At 45.4% G+C, this 18728-nt stretch carries 17 protein-coding genes and 2 pseudogenes; 5 read left to right on the top strand and 14 right to left on the bottom strand.

Going from position 1 to position 18728, the window contains the following annotated elements:
• Nucleotides 1-7: 7 nt before the first annotated feature.
• From cls to JCM16496_RS17970, 4 genes are all read right to left on the bottom strand, one after another.
• Nucleotides 8-1237, bottom strand: coding sequence for a cardiolipin synthase (cls, locus tag JCM16496_RS17955; protein ID WP_209441632.1), 1230 nt, complete (start codon nt 1235-1237; stop codon nt 8-10).
• A 62-nt stretch (nt 1238-1299) separates the two neighbouring features.
• Nucleotides 1300-1626, bottom strand: coding sequence for a DUF5056 domain-containing protein (locus JCM16496_RS17960; protein ID WP_025835966.1), 327 nt, complete (start codon nt 1624-1626; stop codon nt 1300-1302).
• On the bottom strand, nt 1613-2158 hold the full coding sequence (locus JCM16496_RS17965) for an RNA polymerase sigma factor (protein ID WP_009037971.1): 546 nt from the start codon (nt 2156-2158) through the stop codon (nt 1613-1615). The genes JCM16496_RS17960 and JCM16496_RS17965 overlap by 14 nt, the downstream gene beginning before the upstream one ends.
• Nucleotides 2155-2877, bottom strand: a complete 723-nt coding sequence (locus JCM16496_RS17970; RefSeq protein ID WP_025835969.1) for a DUF6249 domain-containing protein — start codon at nt 2875-2877, stop codon at nt 2155-2157. The genes JCM16496_RS17965 and JCM16496_RS17970 overlap by 4 nt, the downstream gene beginning before the upstream one ends.
• 247 nt (nt 2878-3124) lie before the next feature.
• Here JCM16496_RS17970 and JCM16496_RS17975 point away from each other — a divergent pair, with 247 nt between their 5' ends.
• Complete coding sequence (locus tag JCM16496_RS17975) at nt 3125-4624, top strand: methyltransferase RsmF C-terminal domain-like protein (protein ID WP_025835970.1); 1500 nt, start codon at nt 3125-3127, stop codon at nt 4622-4624.
• A gap of 247 nt (nt 4625-4871) precedes the next feature.
• On the opposite strand, the gene JCM16496_RS17980 is transcribed toward JCM16496_RS17975, so the two are convergent.
• The 9 genes and pseudogenes from JCM16496_RS17980 to JCM16496_RS22765 all read right to left on the bottom strand — a co-directional run bounded on the left by JCM16496_RS17980 (nt 4872) and on the right by JCM16496_RS22765 (nt 12436).
• Entirely contained in the window at nt 4872-7040 is a 2169-nt protein-coding gene (locus JCM16496_RS17980; protein WP_025835971.1) for a peptidase domain-containing ABC transporter, read from the bottom strand.
• A 10-nt stretch (nt 7041-7050) separates the two neighbouring features.
• Nucleotides 7051-8222, bottom strand: a pseudogene (locus JCM16496_RS17985) (HlyD family secretion protein).
• Between the two features lie 205 nt (nt 8223-8427).
• A complete protein-coding gene (locus JCM16496_RS17990) occupies nt 8428-8628 on the bottom strand; it encodes a hypothetical protein (protein WP_025835973.1) in 201 nt (66 codons plus the stop codon).
• Between the two features lie 108 nt (nt 8629-8736).
• Nucleotides 8737-8916, bottom strand: coding sequence for a class IIb bacteriocin, lactobin A/cerein 7B family (locus JCM16496_RS22270; protein ID WP_128809712.1), 180 nt, complete (start codon nt 8914-8916; stop codon nt 8737-8739).
• A 55-nt stretch (nt 8917-8971) separates the two neighbouring features.
• Nucleotides 8972-9136, bottom strand: coding sequence for a hypothetical protein (locus JCM16496_RS22760; RefSeq protein WP_159102475.1), 165 nt, complete (start codon nt 9134-9136; stop codon nt 8972-8974).
• A gap of 310 nt (nt 9137-9446) precedes the next feature.
• Nucleotides 9447-10832, bottom strand: a complete 1386-nt coding sequence (locus JCM16496_RS18005) for a radical SAM/SPASM domain-containing protein (RefSeq protein WP_025835975.1) — start codon at nt 10830-10832, stop codon at nt 9447-9449.
• Nucleotides 10833-10865: 33 nt separating this feature from the next.
• Nucleotides 10866-11180 carry a hypothetical protein gene (locus JCM16496_RS18010; RefSeq protein WP_128809713.1) on the bottom strand — a complete coding sequence of 105 codons (315 nt, stop codon included), beginning with the start codon at nt 11178-11180 and terminating at the stop codon, nt 10866-10868.
• A gap of 23 nt (nt 11181-11203) precedes the next feature.
• Nucleotides 11204-11878: a glycine zipper family protein gene (locus JCM16496_RS18015; protein WP_128809714.1), complete on the bottom strand. Its 675-nt coding sequence runs from the start codon at nt 11876-11878 to the stop codon at nt 11204-11206.
• A 399-nt stretch (nt 11879-12277) separates the two neighbouring features.
• Nucleotides 12278-12436 carry a hypothetical protein gene (locus JCM16496_RS22765; protein WP_159102476.1) on the bottom strand — a complete coding sequence of 53 codons (159 nt, stop codon included), beginning with the start codon at nt 12434-12436 and terminating at the stop codon, nt 12278-12280.
• A gap of 146 nt (nt 12437-12582) precedes the next feature.
• Between JCM16496_RS22765 and JCM16496_RS18025 the strand changes: the two genes are divergently transcribed.
• The 4 genes and pseudogenes from JCM16496_RS18025 (at nt 12583) to JCM16496_RS18040 (ending at nt 17429) form a co-directional block, all read left to right on the top strand.
• A complete protein-coding gene (locus tag JCM16496_RS18025) occupies nt 12583-13986 on the top strand; it encodes a sensor histidine kinase (protein ID WP_244440480.1) in 1404 nt (467 codons plus the stop codon).
• Between the two features lie 3 nt (nt 13987-13989).
• Nucleotides 13990-14703 carry a response regulator transcription factor gene (locus JCM16496_RS18030; protein WP_128809716.1) on the top strand — a complete coding sequence of 238 codons (714 nt, stop codon included), beginning with the start codon at nt 13990-13992 and terminating at the stop codon, nt 14701-14703.
• 107 nt (nt 14704-14810) lie between these two features.
• Nucleotides 14811-16043 carry a serpin family protein gene (locus JCM16496_RS18035; protein ID WP_025835983.1) on the top strand — a complete coding sequence of 411 codons (1233 nt, stop codon included), beginning with the start codon at nt 14811-14813 and terminating at the stop codon, nt 16041-16043.
• A 187-nt stretch (nt 16044-16230) separates the two neighbouring features.
• Nucleotides 16231-17429, top strand: a pseudogene (locus JCM16496_RS18040) (ATP-binding protein).
• 73 nt (nt 17430-17502) lie between these two features.
• On the opposite strand, the gene JCM16496_RS18045 reads toward JCM16496_RS18040, so the two are convergent.
• A complete protein-coding gene (locus JCM16496_RS18045) occupies nt 17503-18726 on the bottom strand; it encodes a TolC family protein (RefSeq protein WP_025835984.1) in 1224 nt (407 codons plus the stop codon).
• Nucleotides 18727-18728 lie beyond the last annotated feature (2 nt).

Consider the following 18728-nt stretch of genomic DNA (forward strand, 5'->3'; position numbering starts at 1 on the left):
TTAAAAATTAGAGGAAGGGGGTCATCAGGTTTCCCACCCAGCCTACGAATTTCTTCCATCCGGAACGCTTTTTCCAGACTTCGGGAGTGAGCAGTGTACTGTTTTGCACGTCCCGTTCGAACATGGCATTCAGCTCATTGGTGGTCTTGGGGTCGAAGATGAAAGCGTTTGTCTCGTAGTCATAGCGCAGGCTGCGGCTGTTGAGATTGGCAGTACCCACCGTGCAGAAAGTGCTGTCTACCATCATTATCTTGGAATGGTGGAAGCCGCCGTTGAAGAGATATATCTTGGCTCCTTTCTTCATCAGCTTGTGTGCTATGTAGAATGAGGCATCCGGTGTGAAGGCTATGTCTGACACGGCAGGTATCATGATTTCCACCTCAGTACCTTTTTTCAGCGCGTTCTTGATTGCCTTGCGGATTGATTTGGTCGGAACGAAATAAGGATTCACGATTCGGATACTCTTCTGTGCGGCTTGTATGGAAGCTGCATAGGCATGGCTGATGGAGCGTGGTGTTTCGCGTGGTGTGCGGTCCACGATGGCTATTTCTTCGGCAATGCTGTCGGGCAGTTGCGGAATGTCCGGAAAATAGGCGGGACCTCCAACGTGTTGTCCCGTCTCCCGGTTCCACATGGTCAGGAAGATGCCCTGCAGATAGCGCACGGCATCTCCTTCAAGATGTATGTGCATATCGTGCCATTTACCGATTTTAGGTAATCCGTTGATGTAGTAGTCGGCAATGTTCATGCCGCCGGTATAACCTATCTTGCCGTCAATCACTACTATTTTCCGATGGTCGCGGTGTATGGCATGATTCACCCAGGGAAAAGTGATAGGATCGAACTTGACGATTTCGATGCCTTGGGCGCGGATGGATTTCAGATGGCGTTCTTTCAATGGTTGGTTGTTGGACCAGTTGCCGAAGGCATCGAACATGGCGCGGACTTCAACCCCCTCCTTGACCTTCTCTGCCAGAAGGCTGAACAAGGCATTGGCTATGGAGTCGTTGCGGAAGTTGAAGTATTCCAAATGGATATGATGCCGGGCATGGCGGATATTCTCGAAGAGGTCGACGAACTTGTCATGGCCGGTCATCAGCAATGTCACTTCATTGTTATAAGTGACGGGGGCGCCCATTTCCTTCAAGTAATTCATGACGATGGAATCGCTTGTTGCTTGCGCCCCGGCATTCCCAATAGAAAAAACGAATAATATGATGAATAGAATCTTTCTCAAAACTTTCTCCTCTTAGTTAGTTTTATGAGGGGACAAAGATACGATTTATCATTGAAAAACAACTATGCCATAGATGAAATCTTGCGGTAACCGAAATAGAGCAATACCACTCCGGCAATGATTAACGACTTGGGGTCAAGCTCCGAAGCTCCGCTCCGGATGGCAGTATCGAAGGTTTCGCGCAAGGTGTCCAGTATCAGCTGCACTCCGTCGAGGGAGACGAACAGTACGAGGGCCAGAGTAAAGCAGAATGCTGTCCATATCTTCGCCAAGTGGCGGCTGCGGTCGGGCAGATGTCGCAGTACGCGGCGGCTGAACCCGTTATCGGCTATTTCCTGCCGGTGTTCGGCAAAGAATGAAGTCAGGAGTTTATCATCATTTTCCATCATAACCATTTTGTTTTAAGTAGGAAGCCATTTTGTCTTTCGCCCGCGAGAGGTGGCTTTTTACCGTTCCCGCCGGACATCCGGTGATACCTGCAATCTTTTCGATGCTTTGGTCTTCCATGTAGAAGAGCGTGATGCAGGTGCGTTCCATTTCCTTCAGTGTGGCCAGGGCACGGTAAATGTCCATGTGCTGTCCCACGTCCTGCTGCAGTGTGCTGCATTGGGCGTCCACCCGGTACGTATCCAAATCGTCCGTTTCCTTCCGGCTGCGAATATAATCATAAAAAACATTATAGGCAATACGGTAGAGCCAGGTTGAGAAGCTGGACAGATTCTTGAACGAAGCGATGTTTGTATAGGCTTTGATAAACGTATCTTGTGCCAGGTCGTCGCTCAACTCGCTGTCGCCGCAGGTCTGGTGCAGGAAGAACCGCCGCACGGGCGACTGGTACTTCTTTACCAACTGGTCGAAGGCCCTGGTGTTGTGAAACACCACGACCTGTGCGACTAACGATATGTCACCCATCTGACTCATTTTTCTTCGTTGTTCTTTTCTTGGCGGCTGATTTCGATGCCTCCCACCTTCACATCTCTTTTTCCGTTATTTTTGTCGTTCTCTGTATGGATAAAAGGGGTGCCGTCTTTGCTCTGCTGAGTGTAGTAGATGACCAGTTGTCCGAATCCGGTGAACATAATCAACAGTCCGATACATCCGAGGCCGAATTCTCCGGTAATGGCCCAAAGGAAGATGAACAGGCCGATGCCGACGAATATGTTGTTGATGCCTTTGCTGCGGATATCCGTTGCCGCGGCTTCTTTGAAGAAGTTTTCAGGCAGTTGCTGTCCGCTGGCCAGAGCTTGTTCTGCCAGGCGGTACTTGGCTTTCCGGTTTTTATAGCGGAAGAAGAATACTACGAATATGATGAGTAGCGGCAGTCCGAATACAAAGACGATGGCTGTTACGGCAATCACGGTTTCCGAGGTCTTGCTCCCGAGGTCGAACCCGTTCCAGTTCATACCGCTGCTGTGGTGGGTTCTCCATTTTTCCGGAGCATCGCTACTACCGGCACCGCTTTCATAAGTCATGACACTGAGTGTGTCTGTTACGGTTTCTCCATTGATGACAGTGTCCCTCAATTCGATGACTCTTTTCTTGTTCCCTTGACCGTCGTTCTCTGTCACGGTTCTGTTTGCGCCTTGCACCAGTGTGCAGAACATCATGGCAAGCATTAATCCAAAAATGATACGTTTCATAATCTATGGTTTTTTAATTTGTTTCTTTGTTGGTTAGACGTATCGTCACCCTTATAAGGTTGCAAAGAGAAGATATTTTTTTCAGAAAACCGGAAATAAGGCGATATTTTTAATGAAAATGCCTTATTGTCTTTTATCTTTGCTAGAAAGCGAAAATAGGCTGCACCTCAGCATAAAAAATGAACGAGTTCATTTTATTCTGCATTCGGTTTGCACTATCTTTGCCCTCGTAAAAACAGTTCAGAGCATGGAGTTACCCTCATCTTTCACCGATTATACACGCGCCCTCTTGGGTGTGGAAGAATATGAAAAGCTGGCTGCCGCCCTGGAAGGGGAGCAGCCGGTCAGTATCCGACTGAATGGAGATAAATTGCCGGAATCTTCATTCAGCCTTTTCCGTTCCTCTTTCGGGCATGTCCCTTGGTCTGCTGCCGGATACTATCTGGACAAGCGGCTGACATTCACCTTCGACCCGCTGTTTCATGCAGGCTGCTACTATGTGCAGGAGGCTTCGTCCATGTTTGTGGAGCAGGCTTTGAGGCGGTATGTGGGCGAAGGGCCGGTGGTGATGCTCGACCTCTGTGCAGCTCCCGGCGGGAAGTCCACGCATGCTCGCAGCGTGTTGCCCGCAGGCAGTCTGCTGGTGGCCAACGAGGTAATCCGCAACCGCTCGCAGGTATTGGCGGAGAACTTGACGAAGTGGGGTCATCCCGGTGTGGTGGTCACTAATAATGACCCGGCGGATTTTTCTTCCTTGACGGACTTCTTCGATGTTATATTGACGGATGTCCCTTGTTCCGGTGAGGGGATGTTCCGTAAAGACCCCGTTGCGGTGAGTGAGTGGAGCGGGGAGAATGTGGAAATCTGCTGGCAGCGCCAGCGTCGCATCGTTACGGATATCTGGCCTTGCTTGAAGCCCGGAGGCATTCTCATCTACAGTACTTGTACCTATAACACCAAGGAAAACGAGGAGAACATCCATTGGATACGGGATGAACTCGGGGCGGAAGTATTGCCGTTGGAACTCTCTACTGACTGGAATATTACGGGTAATCTATTGTCGGGAGAGGACTTTCCCGCCTATCATTTCCTGCCCCATCGGACGAAGGGGGAAGGATTCTTTTTGGCAGTTCTCCGCAAACCGGGCGTGAGCGACGGGAATACCTGGGCCGAGCAGGCAAAACTCCGCGGAAAAGCATTTGAAACCCCTGGGAAAAGAAATGAAAACCCTAGGGAAAAGGGGAGAAAAACCCAGGGGAATGGAGCGAAAACTCCAGGGATTTCCAAAGAACAGCTTTCGGCACTGCGTGAGTGGCTTGCGGCTCCGGACAATTATGAGCTTATCGCCAATGGCAATAATGTCAGTGCTTTCCCAAAAGCGTATCTCTCCGAACTGTCGGCTTTGCGTTCGTCACTCCGTATCGTGCAGGCTGGGGTAGATGTTGCCGAGTTGAAAGGAAAAGACTGGATGCCTGCTCATGGGCTCGCCATGAGTATAGCATTGCAACCGGGTGCTTTTGCCCGCGAAGAGATAGACCGCGAGCAAGCCATCAACTATCTGCGCAAGGAGGCTGTTGTCCTTTCGGAGACTGCTCCGCGCGGCATTGTCTTGCTCACCTACAGGCAGATTCCTTTGGGATTTGTCAAGAACATAGGCAACCGTGCCAACAACCTCTATCCCCAGGAATGGCGCATACGCAGCGGGCATTTGCCGGAAGAGGTACTGGAACTGGCTGCGGTTCTATAGAAACTCCCTTTCCATGTGGTGCAAAGTTCCTTTCGTGCCTGAGGAAACTTAGAATAAAGCCTTTGTTCCTAAGAATAAAAGCTCTATTCCTAAGAACAAAGCCTTTGTTTGTAGAAATGAAACCTCTATTCCATGTTTTCGTAGGGACGAGGCCCACTTTCCGTAGGCAGAAAAATACTTTCCGGCTACTGCAGGCAAGGAACTTCGTCCTCCCGGATTTGCAGTCCGGGAGCTTTTGGGGTTCTTGTCATTTAAGTACTTCGAACTGTTCTTTCCAAAGTTTGCAGTATAAACCGTCTTTCTGCGAAAGTTCTTCGTGTGTCCCTTCCTCTTTCACTTCACCATTGTGCAGCACAATAATCCGGTCGGCATGCTTCACGGTACTTAGTCTATGGGCAATGACGATAACTGTCTTGCCTGCCTCCTTCATCACCTGCATCACAATTTTCACCTGATTTTCGGCAATGTTGTCCAGCGAAGAAGTGGCTTCGTCCAGAATAATAATCTCCGGATTCTTATACAAGGCGCGTGCTATGGCAATCCGTTGCCGTTCGCCGCCCGAGAGGTTCACGCCGTGCTCGCCTATTTGGGTTTTGTATCCTTTGGGTTGGCGTTCGATGAATTCCTCCAGACCGAGCATTTCCATCAAAGCCTTTATCCGTATCATCTTGGGATGCAGTTCGCCCACGGCTATGTTTTCGGCGATGGTGCCGGAGAAAAGCTCTATGTGTTGGGGCACGGTGCCGATGCGTTGGCGCAGGCTTCGGTTGTCTATTTCGGCGATGTCATGTTTGCCGATACGGATATGTCCTCCTTGAATGGGGTAGATATGTTGCAGCAGTGACATCAGTGTGGTTTTTCCGGAACCGCTTTCACCCACGATGGCAGTCATCTTTCCCTTCTCTATCGTCAGGTTCAGTGCAGAGAAGATTTCTTTGCGCGAGCCATACCTGAAACAGACATCTTCGAAGCTGATGTCTCCTACCATCTCTTCAGTCAGTTCTATTTTCTGTTCATTGTCTTGTTCGCGTTCCAGGTCCATGATTTGAAAAAGGCGGTCGGCGGCAATCAGTGCATCTTGTATGGTCTGGTTGGAAGAAATCAGGGAACCGATGGGCGATATGACATATCCTACCAGCGAGTAGAATACCATCAGTGTGCCCGGTGTAAGCTCTTGGTCGATAACCAATATGCTGCCCAGCCATAGGATGGCAATTGTAATTCCGGTAGATACGAATTGTATGCCTCCTTGCGCCATGATGGAACCATAGGTACTGCGGAAAGTGTTTTTCAGCAGATGTACGAAGCGCGTTTCCGTTTTCAGGTTGGCATATTCCTCAATGCCGAAGCGCTTGATGGTAGAGATGGAGTTGAGGGATTCTACCAGTTGGGCTTCCAGGTCGGCGCTGCTCTCCATGATGTGGCGCTGGTATTTGCGGTTCAGCTTGTTGAAGCTGTAGAATATCACCAGAAATAGAGGAGCGGACAGCAAGGTTATCAGTGCCAGTTTCCATGAATAGACAAACATGAGGCATACGGAAAACAGCAGTATCATCATGTTGACCAGCAGGTCGAGCGATACGTTGTTGATGAAGTTACGGATTTTTACGGCATCGTTCACACGCGAGATTATTTCTCCTACCCGCATGGTATCGAAGAATTGTTGGGGCAGTGTCAGCAGATGCTTGTAATAGCCCAGTATCAGCGACGCGTCAATCCTTTGCCCGGTTTTCAAGGCAAGAATGCTTTTCATGGCACCTATGAAGGTGCGCAGCAGCAGCAGGACGAGCATGATGACCCCCATCAGGTTGAGCAGGTTCAGGTTTCTGTCTACCAGCACATGGTCGGTAATCTTCCCTACATAGATGGAAGTGGACAGTCCCAGGATGCTGTAGATAAGTGCCCCGAAGACGGCTTGTAGCATTACGCTTTTATGCGGTGCCATCAGCGAGAGGAATTTCTTCGTCATGCCGGTCTTCTCGTTTCCGGTTTTAAAGGTCTCTTCCGGTTCCATCAGGATGAGTACTCCCGTCCACTCTATCAGAAAGTCTTCAAGGCACGTTTTGTGCATCTGCCCGTCACCGGGGTCCATGTAGACAATCTGTGTGTCCGTCACTTTGTAGATTACGATGAAGTGTTGCAGCTCCCTTTTCACTACGACATGGGCAATGGCGGGCTTGGGCACCACCTTCAATGCATCGAACTCGGCGCGCACACCCTTGGCAGACAGCCCCAGCTTGGCGGCTGCTTCTATCATTCCCAGCACATTGGTTCCTTTTTGGTCGGTGAAGGCGTATTGACGGATGCGTGCCACGGGAAATTGCAGCCCGTAGTAGGCGCATACTGAAGCAAGGCAGGCTGCTCCGCAGTCAGTAATGTCGTGTTGTTTGATTTTGATTCCTTTTCTAAATCTCATAGTTCATTGTTTAATTATTTTTTGCTATCATTCTTTCACTTTCATATTGTCGCGGATTTGCCCAGTCGTCCATCTTCTGGTATAGCAGGTCGAAGAGCGAACGGCGTGTCACCATGAAGTGGGCGCTGACTGTCATTCCCTTCTTCAACCGGCCTATCCGTCCGTTCTTCCGTTTCAGGTAATCGCGCTCCATTTCACATTTCACTTTGTAGAAGGAGTTGCCTTGGGCATCGGTCAGGAAGTCCGATGATATTTCTTTTATCCTTCCGGGCAGAGTCCCCCATTCGTTATAATTGAAAGATTCCACTTGCACATGCACCGGCATACCTATACTCATGAATCCTATGTTTCGAGGAGCTACGTAGACTTCTGTGCATAGTGTGGAGTCGGGACTGATTACTGCAAGCAATTGCCCGGCTTGAATGCTGCTACCTTTGTAGATGCCCGAGAACTGGTCTATGGTACCTGCCACCGGGCTGCGTACAATGTACGTGTCCTTGTTTTTCTGTTCCTGCTTCAGCGTGGTGCTCATTTCGTTGCGCTGGTTGCGATAACTGTTCAGGTCTGCCTGCCAGGTGCTGATTTGGCTTTGTATAAGCGAAGCAAGTTCATTCTGCTGGCTTTGATACTGGAAAAAGTAACTGTCATATTCTTCTTCTGAAATCAGTTTTTTGTTGAACAGAATCTTTTCACGTTCGTATTCCTTCTTGGCTTTAGTGAGGGATGTTTCCAGTTCGTTTTTCCGTTTGGTGAAGTAAGTGTATTCTTGTTGGCGCACCGGAGAACGGAAATTTGCAGGTGTTTCTCCACGCGATAAGTAAGCGAGGTCTGACAGATGCGCTTCGTAGTCGTTCAGGCGGTTGGTCTGATAAGTAATCGTGTAATCGGGATTGCTGGTGCGGAATCGCAGCAGAATATCCCCTTTATTTACTTGCTGCCCTTCGCGGACATATACGGAGTCTACCAGCTCGGTGATGGCTGCCTTGATTTCTGTTTTTTCCGCTACCGGGCGTATCACTCCGCTGCCTTGTACGGAGATGTCTACATAGATAAAGGGGAGGGAGATGAGGCGGCGGTAACGGCTGCCAATACTACCCAATAGATGGCTTGTGATTTGGTGGTGTGCCGGTAGTTGTAGACTTCAATGCTGTTTTCTATCCATTCGTTCGGTAAAAGTGACATATCTTCTTGCTTTAAAGGTTAATACTTTTGTTCTTGTTAATGGAGCAAAGGTAGGCCGATAAAGGAAGAAGATATGTTAGGGAAATGTTAGTCGTAGGTTAAAATATAGATGAAAGTTGTGTTTCTTGATGTTAAGCCTTTGTTTTAATAAGGTAAATTATCCCGTCAGGAAATATCCTGGCGGGATAATACAGTGGAACGAATATTAAAATACGTCAAGAGCATCACAAATTTCATAAGCAGCGTATCCTACAGCAAGTACAGTGCCGACCCCGGTGCCGACTCCAGCGGCTCCTACGGCGGCGCGTAAGGCATATTTCCCAATAACCCCCCAAGGAATTCCACCATAAATGTCTTCTAATTCGTCTGCTTTAAGCGGTACATAATTTTTATTTGCTGTTTCCATATTTATTAAAAAATATTTGTTAGAATAAGTAATCCGATAAGACTTCCTATGATAAAGCAGTAGATAAAAGTCTTCTTTAATATACTTTCTTCCATGATTGAATAATATCTATTTTTGACTATTATTTCTAAGTTCCCACAAAGTTGGTACAAGGGCTATACCAATGGCTGAACCTTCTGCGAATCCCCATAGAAAAGTTGCTAATAGTGGTACAATTCCACCGTTTACATCCTTCATGTCCTGTAAACTCATTTCCTGCATCATTGCATTGTCTTTTAAATTTTTCATAACTCAAAATGTTTTAATTATTAATAAAAGGGTTAATAGAACGTTGCTATTGCGATTAATAGAATTTGAAATTTTCTTTGCCCGGTATTTCAAAATTGGGCATACCATTGTTGTCATCAATGGGCTTAATTGGAGAATCGGTGGGAGCATATCCTCCCGATACAAGTCTCTGCTCCTTTTTTGTTAAAGGCTGTACTTTGTGTTCGATGTTCTTTTCCATTGTTTTTCTTTTTTAAGTTAATGTTTGAATAGTGAATCTCTGATAGTAAGTGGTGTTGCAAATACGCTGCTGAAACCGGTATAGATGCAACAGCCGCCATACGTGTTGATACATTCTTCCAAAGTGAGTGCTCTCATAGCTCGATTGACTCTTTTTTCAAATAAGGAGACATTACATCAGGTCTCTCCATATGTCTCCTGGCATGTTCATTGGTGGTATGTTGTGGCAACATACTATCAAGTCCTCCGGTCTTATAATTATTGGAGGTATTCCAACAGACCCACCGTTAATACTCTTTGCTTGTTTCTCGTCAATGGGGTTGAGCCCCAGTTCTTTTAAATTTTTCATAATAGATAATTTTGTGTTTGTTAGACATATTGTTAATAAAATCGTTTAGCTTGATATAGGAGTGAATCAAATGTTTCCATTCCAACCGAATCATTTCGCATTTTTGTTTCCAGTCTTTACTTTCCTGACCCAGAAGCCGTCGCTCTGCTTCGCAACTGCCTCCACATAGGTATTTAGCCCAGCATTGTTGGCAACTTGCAAGTTGTGATACTTCTTTTGAACGAAAAAGCTGTAATCTGCTGTTATCAATACCTTCAGATACACTCCTTACGGACATGTCTTGATGGGAAAGCATGTTCTGGCATGGATAATACCGACCTGCTTCGTCTACAATAAGGCTGCTTCTGCCCGCTGCACATCCCTGGTATCTTACGCTCTTGGTTCTTAGGCGGTTGATATTTCTTTGAAAGTCATTGCAATAGATGGTTTCTCCGTTCATTAGCTTCCGGGTAAAAAAGTTCATGACTTCGCCCAGTTGTTTGTCTATTGCCTTAATGCCGTTGACATCAAAGTGGGTCGTGCTCCGGTCTTTTACATCGGAATCAATTGTAAAGGCATAAGAGTAAGGGACTTCCATGCTCTCGAAAAAGCGAAACGTCTCGAGCAACTTTGTATTCTTTGGGCTGATGGTAGCCCTTAGATTGAAGTCTACACCACCTTTTTTGAGCTTTTCTATATTTTCGGCGATTCGTCTGAAACTGCCGCGACCGTTAAGAAATACCCGGTTTGCATCATTCACCTTTTGCGGCCCGTCAATGCTGACTGTGACGGTAAACTTTTCTTGTACAAAGAAGTTCCTCATGTCATCATCTATCAATGTGCCATTGGTGTTCAGCAGGAAGCATACGTTTCTGTTCCGCCGGAATATGATTTCTTCTTTGGCTATTTCCACTACGTCTCTGACAAACTGTTTGTGTAATAGCGGCTCGCCGCCGAAGAAGTAAATGGTGTATCGCTCGCTGTCGGGATTACCTTCAAGCATGTTGGCTATTGCGTTTCTGGCTACCGAAAGGGGCATCACGCTTTTTCTGTCTTGCAGGGTCGAAGCAAAACAATATTTGCAGGACATGTTGCAGCCATGTGTTACGTTCAGTGTCAGCATGTCTTGTTTTTGCTTCCCGCAGCAGGCAGCAGGTACTGTACACAAGCTTTTAAGGGTTTCTGTCACCTTGTCGATGGTCGTATTTTCCAAAGCCCTCCCATTTTTTCTTCCTGTACATTTATCGAAATAGGCATCTATCGTAGGATTGCTTATTTCCAGAATCTGCTGACTGCCCGATAGGAACACATATTTCTTGTTGTCGAAAGGGAAGATATGAAAATCTCCTGGCTGTAATAAATGGTTCATGTCCGAAATTGTTTATTTACATTAGTGATATGTTTATTTGTTGAGTCTTTTTGTATGTACAAACCGATTGTACAATAAAGCCATCAAAACAATTCCTCCTGCAACCTTTATTGCGACGCTATATTCTGACAGTAGAATGAGGGACAAAAGAAAAATAATGATGATGGTTACTAATGCGGGTATAGGATGATGAAGATAATCCATAACAGTATATCTTTTTCTAAGTAGAGTATACATGGATATTATTCCTAATAAGAAAATCGGTTTCTGTATCCATTCAATAGGTATAAAGAATGCTGCAATAATCAAAATCAGACTAATGGCACCGCTAAAAAGTATTTTATTCATAATCATCATCATTTATAATAGGTTTAACAAAATGCGGCTGTATATGCCAGTCCGCCTACACAGCCTACTAAGGCTGCTCCCCATGCTGCCCCCACTCCTATGGCTCCACCGACAGCAGCTCCTACTCCAGTCATAGTGGCTAAGTCAGCTATGATGACACTCGAGAGGCTTGCTGCGACATCACATGCTGAAATATTGGCTCTTGTTGAGATTGTATTTGTGGCAAGATTGATGTCTTTAAATAAATTGTGGTTATTCTCAAGGAAAATGAAAATCTTTGTTGCAACTTCTTTCTCATGTTCTTCTTCAAATGATTTTTTTACCGCTTCTAAAAAGGAATTAAAATCCTTGTAAGAGCTTCTAATGGAGGTATATGCAGAGAGTTTACTCAAGAAATCATTCTGTTCTGCTGTTAATTGTAAAGTGGAGAAATCAACGTCTGTCATGGGAGATTTTTCAGGAGATTTGAATATCTCTTTATGAATAAGGCTGATTTCAGTCAGTGAAAGTTGTCTTTGGGCTTTTGCACTCTGAAAGTCTATTTCTCTCATTGCCGTTTCAATTTTCTCAGAGGTGTAAATGGAGGAATAAACCGCATTTTCTTGAGGTGATGATTGGTTTGTTGTGGGCTCACCTGTCGATTGACATGAAGTGATTGATACTGCTACAATTGCTGCGAATAATAAGCTTGTTTTCATAAATAGTTGATTTTAGAAATTAATAAATATGTTTTATTGTTGTAAACTTTGTTTGGAGGTTTCCTTGAAAAAGTCTGTCTTGAAATCTCTTTTCCGGTCTTTAAGAGAGTGTGTTTGTGTTGTTGCTGTGTTTGTGTTGTTTTAACTTTCTGTCAAGCACAGACTTTTTCAAGAATCTCCTTTATTTCTCCCTATCGGGGTGGTTTCCACAGATTGGGCCTACTGCATCTGCGGGCTTTTGTGAATTTGATGTCTTTCATTGTTCTTTGTTTTTTTACTGTTGTTGTATTTGTTTTAATTTGATGTTGCAAAGTTAAGTGCTTCACTTTGTATCTTTTGTTAGAGTAATGTTAGTTTTACGTTAAAGTTGGCGACCTTGCTTTATTTCGCTAATGATTTTTAGCCTTCCTGGTAATCGAAGTCAAAAGAGATGCCAAGAGATATGGTGTTTGTCCATTTTATATCTTCTGGTTTATCGTTATTACTTCTTTTCTTCTCTTCTCCACCGAAAATTTCTTCTTTTTCTTTTTGATTCAGTTCTACGATTAAATCTTTCATGATGTTTTAATTTATAAGTTATACATTTGCTTTCCTTTTATGTTGCAAAGTTATAGTGTAATATTTTATTATAATGTTAGAAAAATGTTAGTTTTACGTTAAGACTATTGGAAATAAATGTGTATTTTTACAGCCAAATTATTGTGATGAAGAAGACGAATGATATAAAACTGTGGTGCACCTTATATATAAAGAGGCATTTCGTTGCATTTGTGAAGATGTGGCAAAGCAGGAAAAAGGTTTGTTTGCCTTTCTTCACTTCATTGGGGCTGGTGGCTGCAATAGCAATTCAGGGAGTTTGGCTTTATAATACCTATACATTAATAAAGGAAAATGTGCGTAAAGAAAGCAGTGAGGCGATTGCCGAGGCGGTGAGGAAAGAAGCGTCCATTCGTTTTGCAACAACGCCTAAAGGGACAAGCATTAATGGTTCTTCCAAGAATGATACAGTTCCGGAAAACACCTTTTTTTATGAAGGAATTACTAATTTGGGCTATCCGATGAATATGGGTACAGTTGATTCCATAGCTTCTGTTCTCTTAAAAGGGTATGGCATTGAAGATGATTTCACGGTATGTGAAGTTAAGTTGCGAAGTCGGGAATTGTTGAGGCAGAGCAAGATGCTGGATTTTTCTCGGGATACGCTTCGAACGAAGGCTGTACCGGTGAGAGTTGACCTATCGGAAGGTGTGGAGCTTGTTCTTGTCAATCCTTATAAAGTCTTTTTTGAACGTATAGGCTTGTTGATGATAGCCTCCTTTATCATGCTGGTTTTAGTAATCGGTTGCATTATCTATCAGATTAAAGTAATCATTTATCAGAAGAAAGTGGCCAAGCTTCGTGAAGACTTCTCATACGCCATGATTCATGACATGAAGACGCCGCTCAGCTCTATCATGATGTGCTCTGATGCGCTGAATGGCGAGAAGATAGAAAGTATGCCGGAATTGAAAAAGAACTTCTTGGGAGTTGTGAAGTCGGAAACCGTGCATTTGCTGAAGTTGATAAATAAGCTGCTGACCATTTCGAAGCTGGAAGACCATAAGTTGGCGATGGTAAAGGAGAAAGTGCAGCTGGCGCCAATGCTTGAAAGAATAATGGAAACTTTCAAGACTAAATCTGTGAAGACGTTGCATTTCACTGTAAACCTGGAAGCCAAAGAAGTGAATGCTGACAAGGAATATCTGGAAGAGGCTGTTTATAACCTGGTAGACAATGCCGTCAAATATTCTAAAGACGAGGGGGAAGTAGAGATAGAAATTACTTCGGAGTGCAGCGGAGGTTATTCCTGCATCAAGGTGCGCGACAATGGCATCGGTTTTTCCGAAGAGGACAAACGTAAGATATTTGATAAGTTTGAGCGTGGTTCTGCCATCAAAAGCTCCCGTTTGGGCAAGGTAGCAGGGTTCGGATTGGGACTGAACTATGTGTATCAGGTGATGGAGGCACATGGAGGGACAGTGACGGCAAGCAGCGTGGTCGGGAAATTCAGTGAATTTACATTGTATATGCCGGCACCGGAGGAAGAGTATACTGAAAACAAAGAATGATATATGGAAAACAAAATTAGGTTGCTTCTGGTGGAAGATGATTCCATGTTGACCTATGTAGTGAAGAACAGTCTGGAAGGACTGATTGGAGGCTATGAGGTTATTACGGCTGTTAATGGGCAAGAAGGCTTGAAGGCATATCAGGAACATCATCCGGATATTATCATCTCGGATGTGGAGATGCCGGTGATGAATGGTTTTCAGATGGTGGAGCGCATCCGTGAGGTGGATGGCGATACGCCTATCCTGCTGGCTTCTGCCCTGGGCTCGCCCAAAGATGTGACCAGTGGATATAAGTTAGGAGCCGACAACTACGTGAAGAAGCCTTTTGTGGCCGAAGAACTGGATGCACATATACATGCTTTGCTTAAATTGAGAAAAGGACAGCCCTCGCACAATGAAACAGATTGCTACCGCTTCGGGCAATACACACTGGATGCCGCACACGCCACCCTTAGGAATGACAAAAGCGGTGAGAAAACAGTGTTAAGTCGGCGCGAAGCCGGAATTCTCAGACTTCTTGCACAGAACAAGAATCAAGTGGTGAAACGGGGTGCCATTGTCAGCTACAATTGGGAGACCCAGGATGAAAACGACCACTTTATCTCGCGTAGCCTTGATACCTATCTGGTGAAACTGCGCAAATACTTGGAAGATGATTCTACGGTGTCCATAAAGACAGTCAGAGGGGTGGGGTTGATGTTGGTAGAGGAATAATTGAGTAGGAGTGTGTCATTTTTTTATTGTTTCTTCAATGCAGTATTTTGTTTGTTCAAGCATTTTCTATATATAGATAACTGTTTTAAAACTAATACTATTTGCTTATGCTTAAAAAAACGATTGCTGCGTTAAGCCTACTTTGTATCCTTGCAGCCTGCCAGAGTGACGACAATTCTTCACCACAACCCAAGCCCCGCAAAGACATTGCCTTGACCCGTGCCGAGCAGGAGATGACGGATTTAGGAACGGATTTCGCTTTCCGTTTCTTTAATCAGGTTTGTAAAACTGAGGTGGAAAAGCCCAATCTGTTCATCTCTCCTTTGAGCGCTTCGCTCTGTCTGTCTATGATTGCCAATGGAGCGTCGGGAAACACACTATCTGAGATGACAGATGCTCTGGGCTTTTCGGGCTATTCATTGGAAGAAATGAACAACTATAATAAGAAGCTGGTGGAGGCGTTGCTCGATTTGGACAACACCACACAGTTGGGAATTGCCAATTCCATCTGGATAAAGAAAGGGTTCGGTGTTCATGACGACTTTGTAAGCGTGAACAAAAAGATGTATGACGCGCAAGTGCAGGAGCTGGATTTTGCCTCTCCTAAGGCTCCGGACATTATAAACGGCTGGTGTGCCGGAAAAACGAATAATTGCATCCCCAAAGTCTTGAATGAGATTCCGGAGACAGCGCGTCTTTATCTGTTGAATGCGCTTTATTTCAAGGGGATTTGGAAGAATCAATTCAAAAAATCGGATACGGCAGAAGAGGCTTTTACGAATGATGACGGAAGCAAATCGACTGTACACATGATGAATCTTCGTGACGAGAGATTCAACTATGCCGAGAATGAGTATTTCTCAATGGCAGAGTTGCCTTACGGCAATGAGGCTTTCAGTATGGTGGTGCTCTTGCCGGCAGAGGGAAAATCGTTGGATGAGTGCCTGCCGCAGCTGAATGACGAGCGCTGGGGGGAATGGAACAGTAGTTTATCAAGCTCTGCCTTAAACCTTAAGTTACCCCGGTTTGAAATGGAATATGATAAAGAACTCATTGACGATATGATGGCAATGGGAATGCAGGAGGCTTTTACTCCATCGGCCGATTTTTCCGGAATGGCGGATGAGGATTTGTTTATCAGTTTGCTGCAACAGTTTACCTATGTGAAAGTGAATGAAGAGGGGACGGAAGCTGCGGCTGTAACTGTCGGAGGAATGGACCTGGCCGCTACCGGAACAAGTACGGTAATTCCGTTCTATGTGGACCGTCCTTTCATCTTCCTGATAAAGGAGAAGAGTACGGGAGTTATTCTGTTTATGGGTAAAGTCACAAAACTATAACTGCAATATATTGAAATGGAAAGGAGGGTTTTGACACCCTCCCCTGAAGGGTTGGCTGTAGATTTGCTTTCTACTCTGAATAAAATGTGCTCTAATTTGCTTTCTGCTCTGAGCAAAATATCCTCTGATTTGCTTTCTGCTCTGAACGAATATGTCTATATTTGCTGTATAATTAATAAAATCAAGTATGGATAGTCTGTTTTTGAAACAAGAAAGACTTCTGGCGCAAACAAGCATCGGTATAGTCAGGGAGTTGATGACTAAAATTCATTGGGACAATCGTTTGATTGCTATCAGAGGGTCACGTGGCGTAGGAAAAACAACTTTGATGTTGCAATACATCAAGTTGAACTATACACCGGGAAGCGTGAAGTTCTCTATTGTGCGCTCGATAGTATTTACTTCAGTAATCATACTTTATTGGATTTGGCCGAAAAATTCTATCTCCAAGGGGGAAAACATTTATTTCTGGATGAAGTGCATAAATACCCTGCATGGAGTAAGGAACTGAAAGAGGTCTATGACTTGTATCCGTCTTTGCGGGTTGTATTCAGTGGCTCGTCGTTGCTCAATATATTGAATGCGGATGCTGATTTGTCAAGGAGATGTTTACCATATAATATGTTCGGCTTGTCGTTTCGTGAGTTTTTGATGTTTTATAAGAATATTCAGTTTCCGGTTATCTCTTTGCAGGAGGTGTTGCAGGGTGCAAGTGATATTTGTCGGGAGGTGAACGAGCGGTGCAGGCCTGTGCAGATGTTCAAAGAGTACTTGCAAGACGGCTACTATCCGTTCTTTACCGGCAACCGTGAAGATTATTACATGAATATTGAAAATGTGGTCAATCTTATCTTAGAGCAGGAGATGCCTTTGTTGTGCGGAGTGGATCCGGCTTATATTAGAAAACTGAAAGCGCTATTGGGCATTCTTGCTTCTTCTGTGCCTTATGAGGTTGACATTACGAAGTTGGCAGGAATTATAGGGCTTACCCGCAATTCGGTGATTACTTATCTTCAGAACTTGAATCGTGCAGAATTGCTTAAGCTTTTGTATTCTGACCTTGCATCCGTCAAGAAAATGCAGAAGCCGGATAAAATTTATCTTCAGAATCCCAATTTGCTTTATGCCATTGCCTCTACGTCCGTGCAGATTGGTACGGCAAGGGAAACCTTTGCCGTGAACCAGCTTGCGGTAAATCATGAAGTGGAATACGGGCGAACACAAGGTGACTTTGTCGTTGACCATAAATATACTTTTGAGATTGGCGGTGCGGACAAAACGTTTAAGCAGATTGCCGATTTGCCGGATTCCTTTGTCCTTGCTGACGACATAGAGTATGCCACGGGTAAAAAACTACCGTTATGGATAGTAGGGATGACGTATTGATGTATGGAATTACACGGATTTCCACGGAAATGATAAAGGTAATTCCGTGTAATCCGTGCCTGAAAGGAATCTTTTACAGTCGGCTCTTGTATATCCGCGCCATTGCCTTCTGATACTGGTTTTCCAGTTGCAGGAGGTTTGTCTTGCTTTGATAGACAACCGATATTTCAACGAAGTATTCAATCATACTGATTTGTCCTCCTATAAGTGCTTGCTTCAGTAAAGAAAGGTCTTGCTGCTGATGGAAGGTACGTTCGTATTCCTCCATGGAAGCGTGCAGGTTCTTGGCCTCTTCATAGAGTTGCCACAAGGCAGAGCTGGCTTGCAGTGCGGCGTTCTCCTTTTGATAGTCTATGTTGAGCGCTTGTGTCTTGGCTATCTTGACCTTATTGCGGTTCTCGAAAAGCGGGAAAGAGAAGCCTACTACCACGCCATTCAGCGGGTGCCCCGATTCGGTATTTCTACGGTAGCCCAGTTCCAGCTTGGGCAGCCAGCCTTGCTTGCTTGCCGAAATCTGTTTCCGGGCGGCAGAACTTTCACCTTGCAAGGATTGCAGGGTGGGGTCTGAAGCCAGCAGTTCGTCGGCCAGCGGGCGGAAGTCGGTCGGCAACGGCACTGCCGGGTACTCTGTCAATCCAAGTGCACGGGCACCGGGCACGATGTCGGGCATGGGACGTCCCGGTGTGAGCGGCTGGTTTCCGTTGAGGGCAAGCAGCTCTTTCAGTTTGTTGTTAAGTGCCGTCCGGTTCATGCGGGCTTCCGTGCGCACATTCAGCAACTCCAGATTAATTTTGTTGGTTTCCAGTACATTGGCATCTCCCGTTTCCAGACGTCGGGTGTACATGGCCGACAGCTCCTCCGCATTCTTCAACCGTTCGTCGAGCAGGGCTTGCTGGCGTTGCAGCATGATGATGTCCAGGCATACTTCCTTCGCTTGCAGCAATATCTGCTGGCGGAAGGCAGTGGCTTGCGCATCCAGTGCATTCGTCTTGAGTCGGTTCATCTTCCCTCGGGTGGCGTAAAGCGTGGGGAAGTCGAAGCTTTGCGAGATGACCATTTCGCCGACTGTCTCGTCACTGTTCTTGGAGTCCCAAAGGTGGGCGTATGACAGTGTAGGGTCGGGGAGGTTGTTGTTTGTCTTGTTCTCCAGTTTTTGTGAGGAAATGAGGTGGGAGTTAGCCTGCAACTCCTTGTTGTTGGCCTCTATCTGCTGGAGCACGGCATCAATGCCGGACGTTTGTGCACTTATCTCCGCAAAGGAGAAGAGAAAGGCACTGAAGATTAGGGTATGTTTCATGA

The organism is Bacteroides rodentium JCM 16496 (genome assembly GCF_000614125.1).
In the GTDB taxonomy this organism is placed as follows: Bacteria; Bacteroidota; Bacteroidia; order Bacteroidales; family Bacteroidaceae; genus Bacteroides; species Bacteroides rodentium.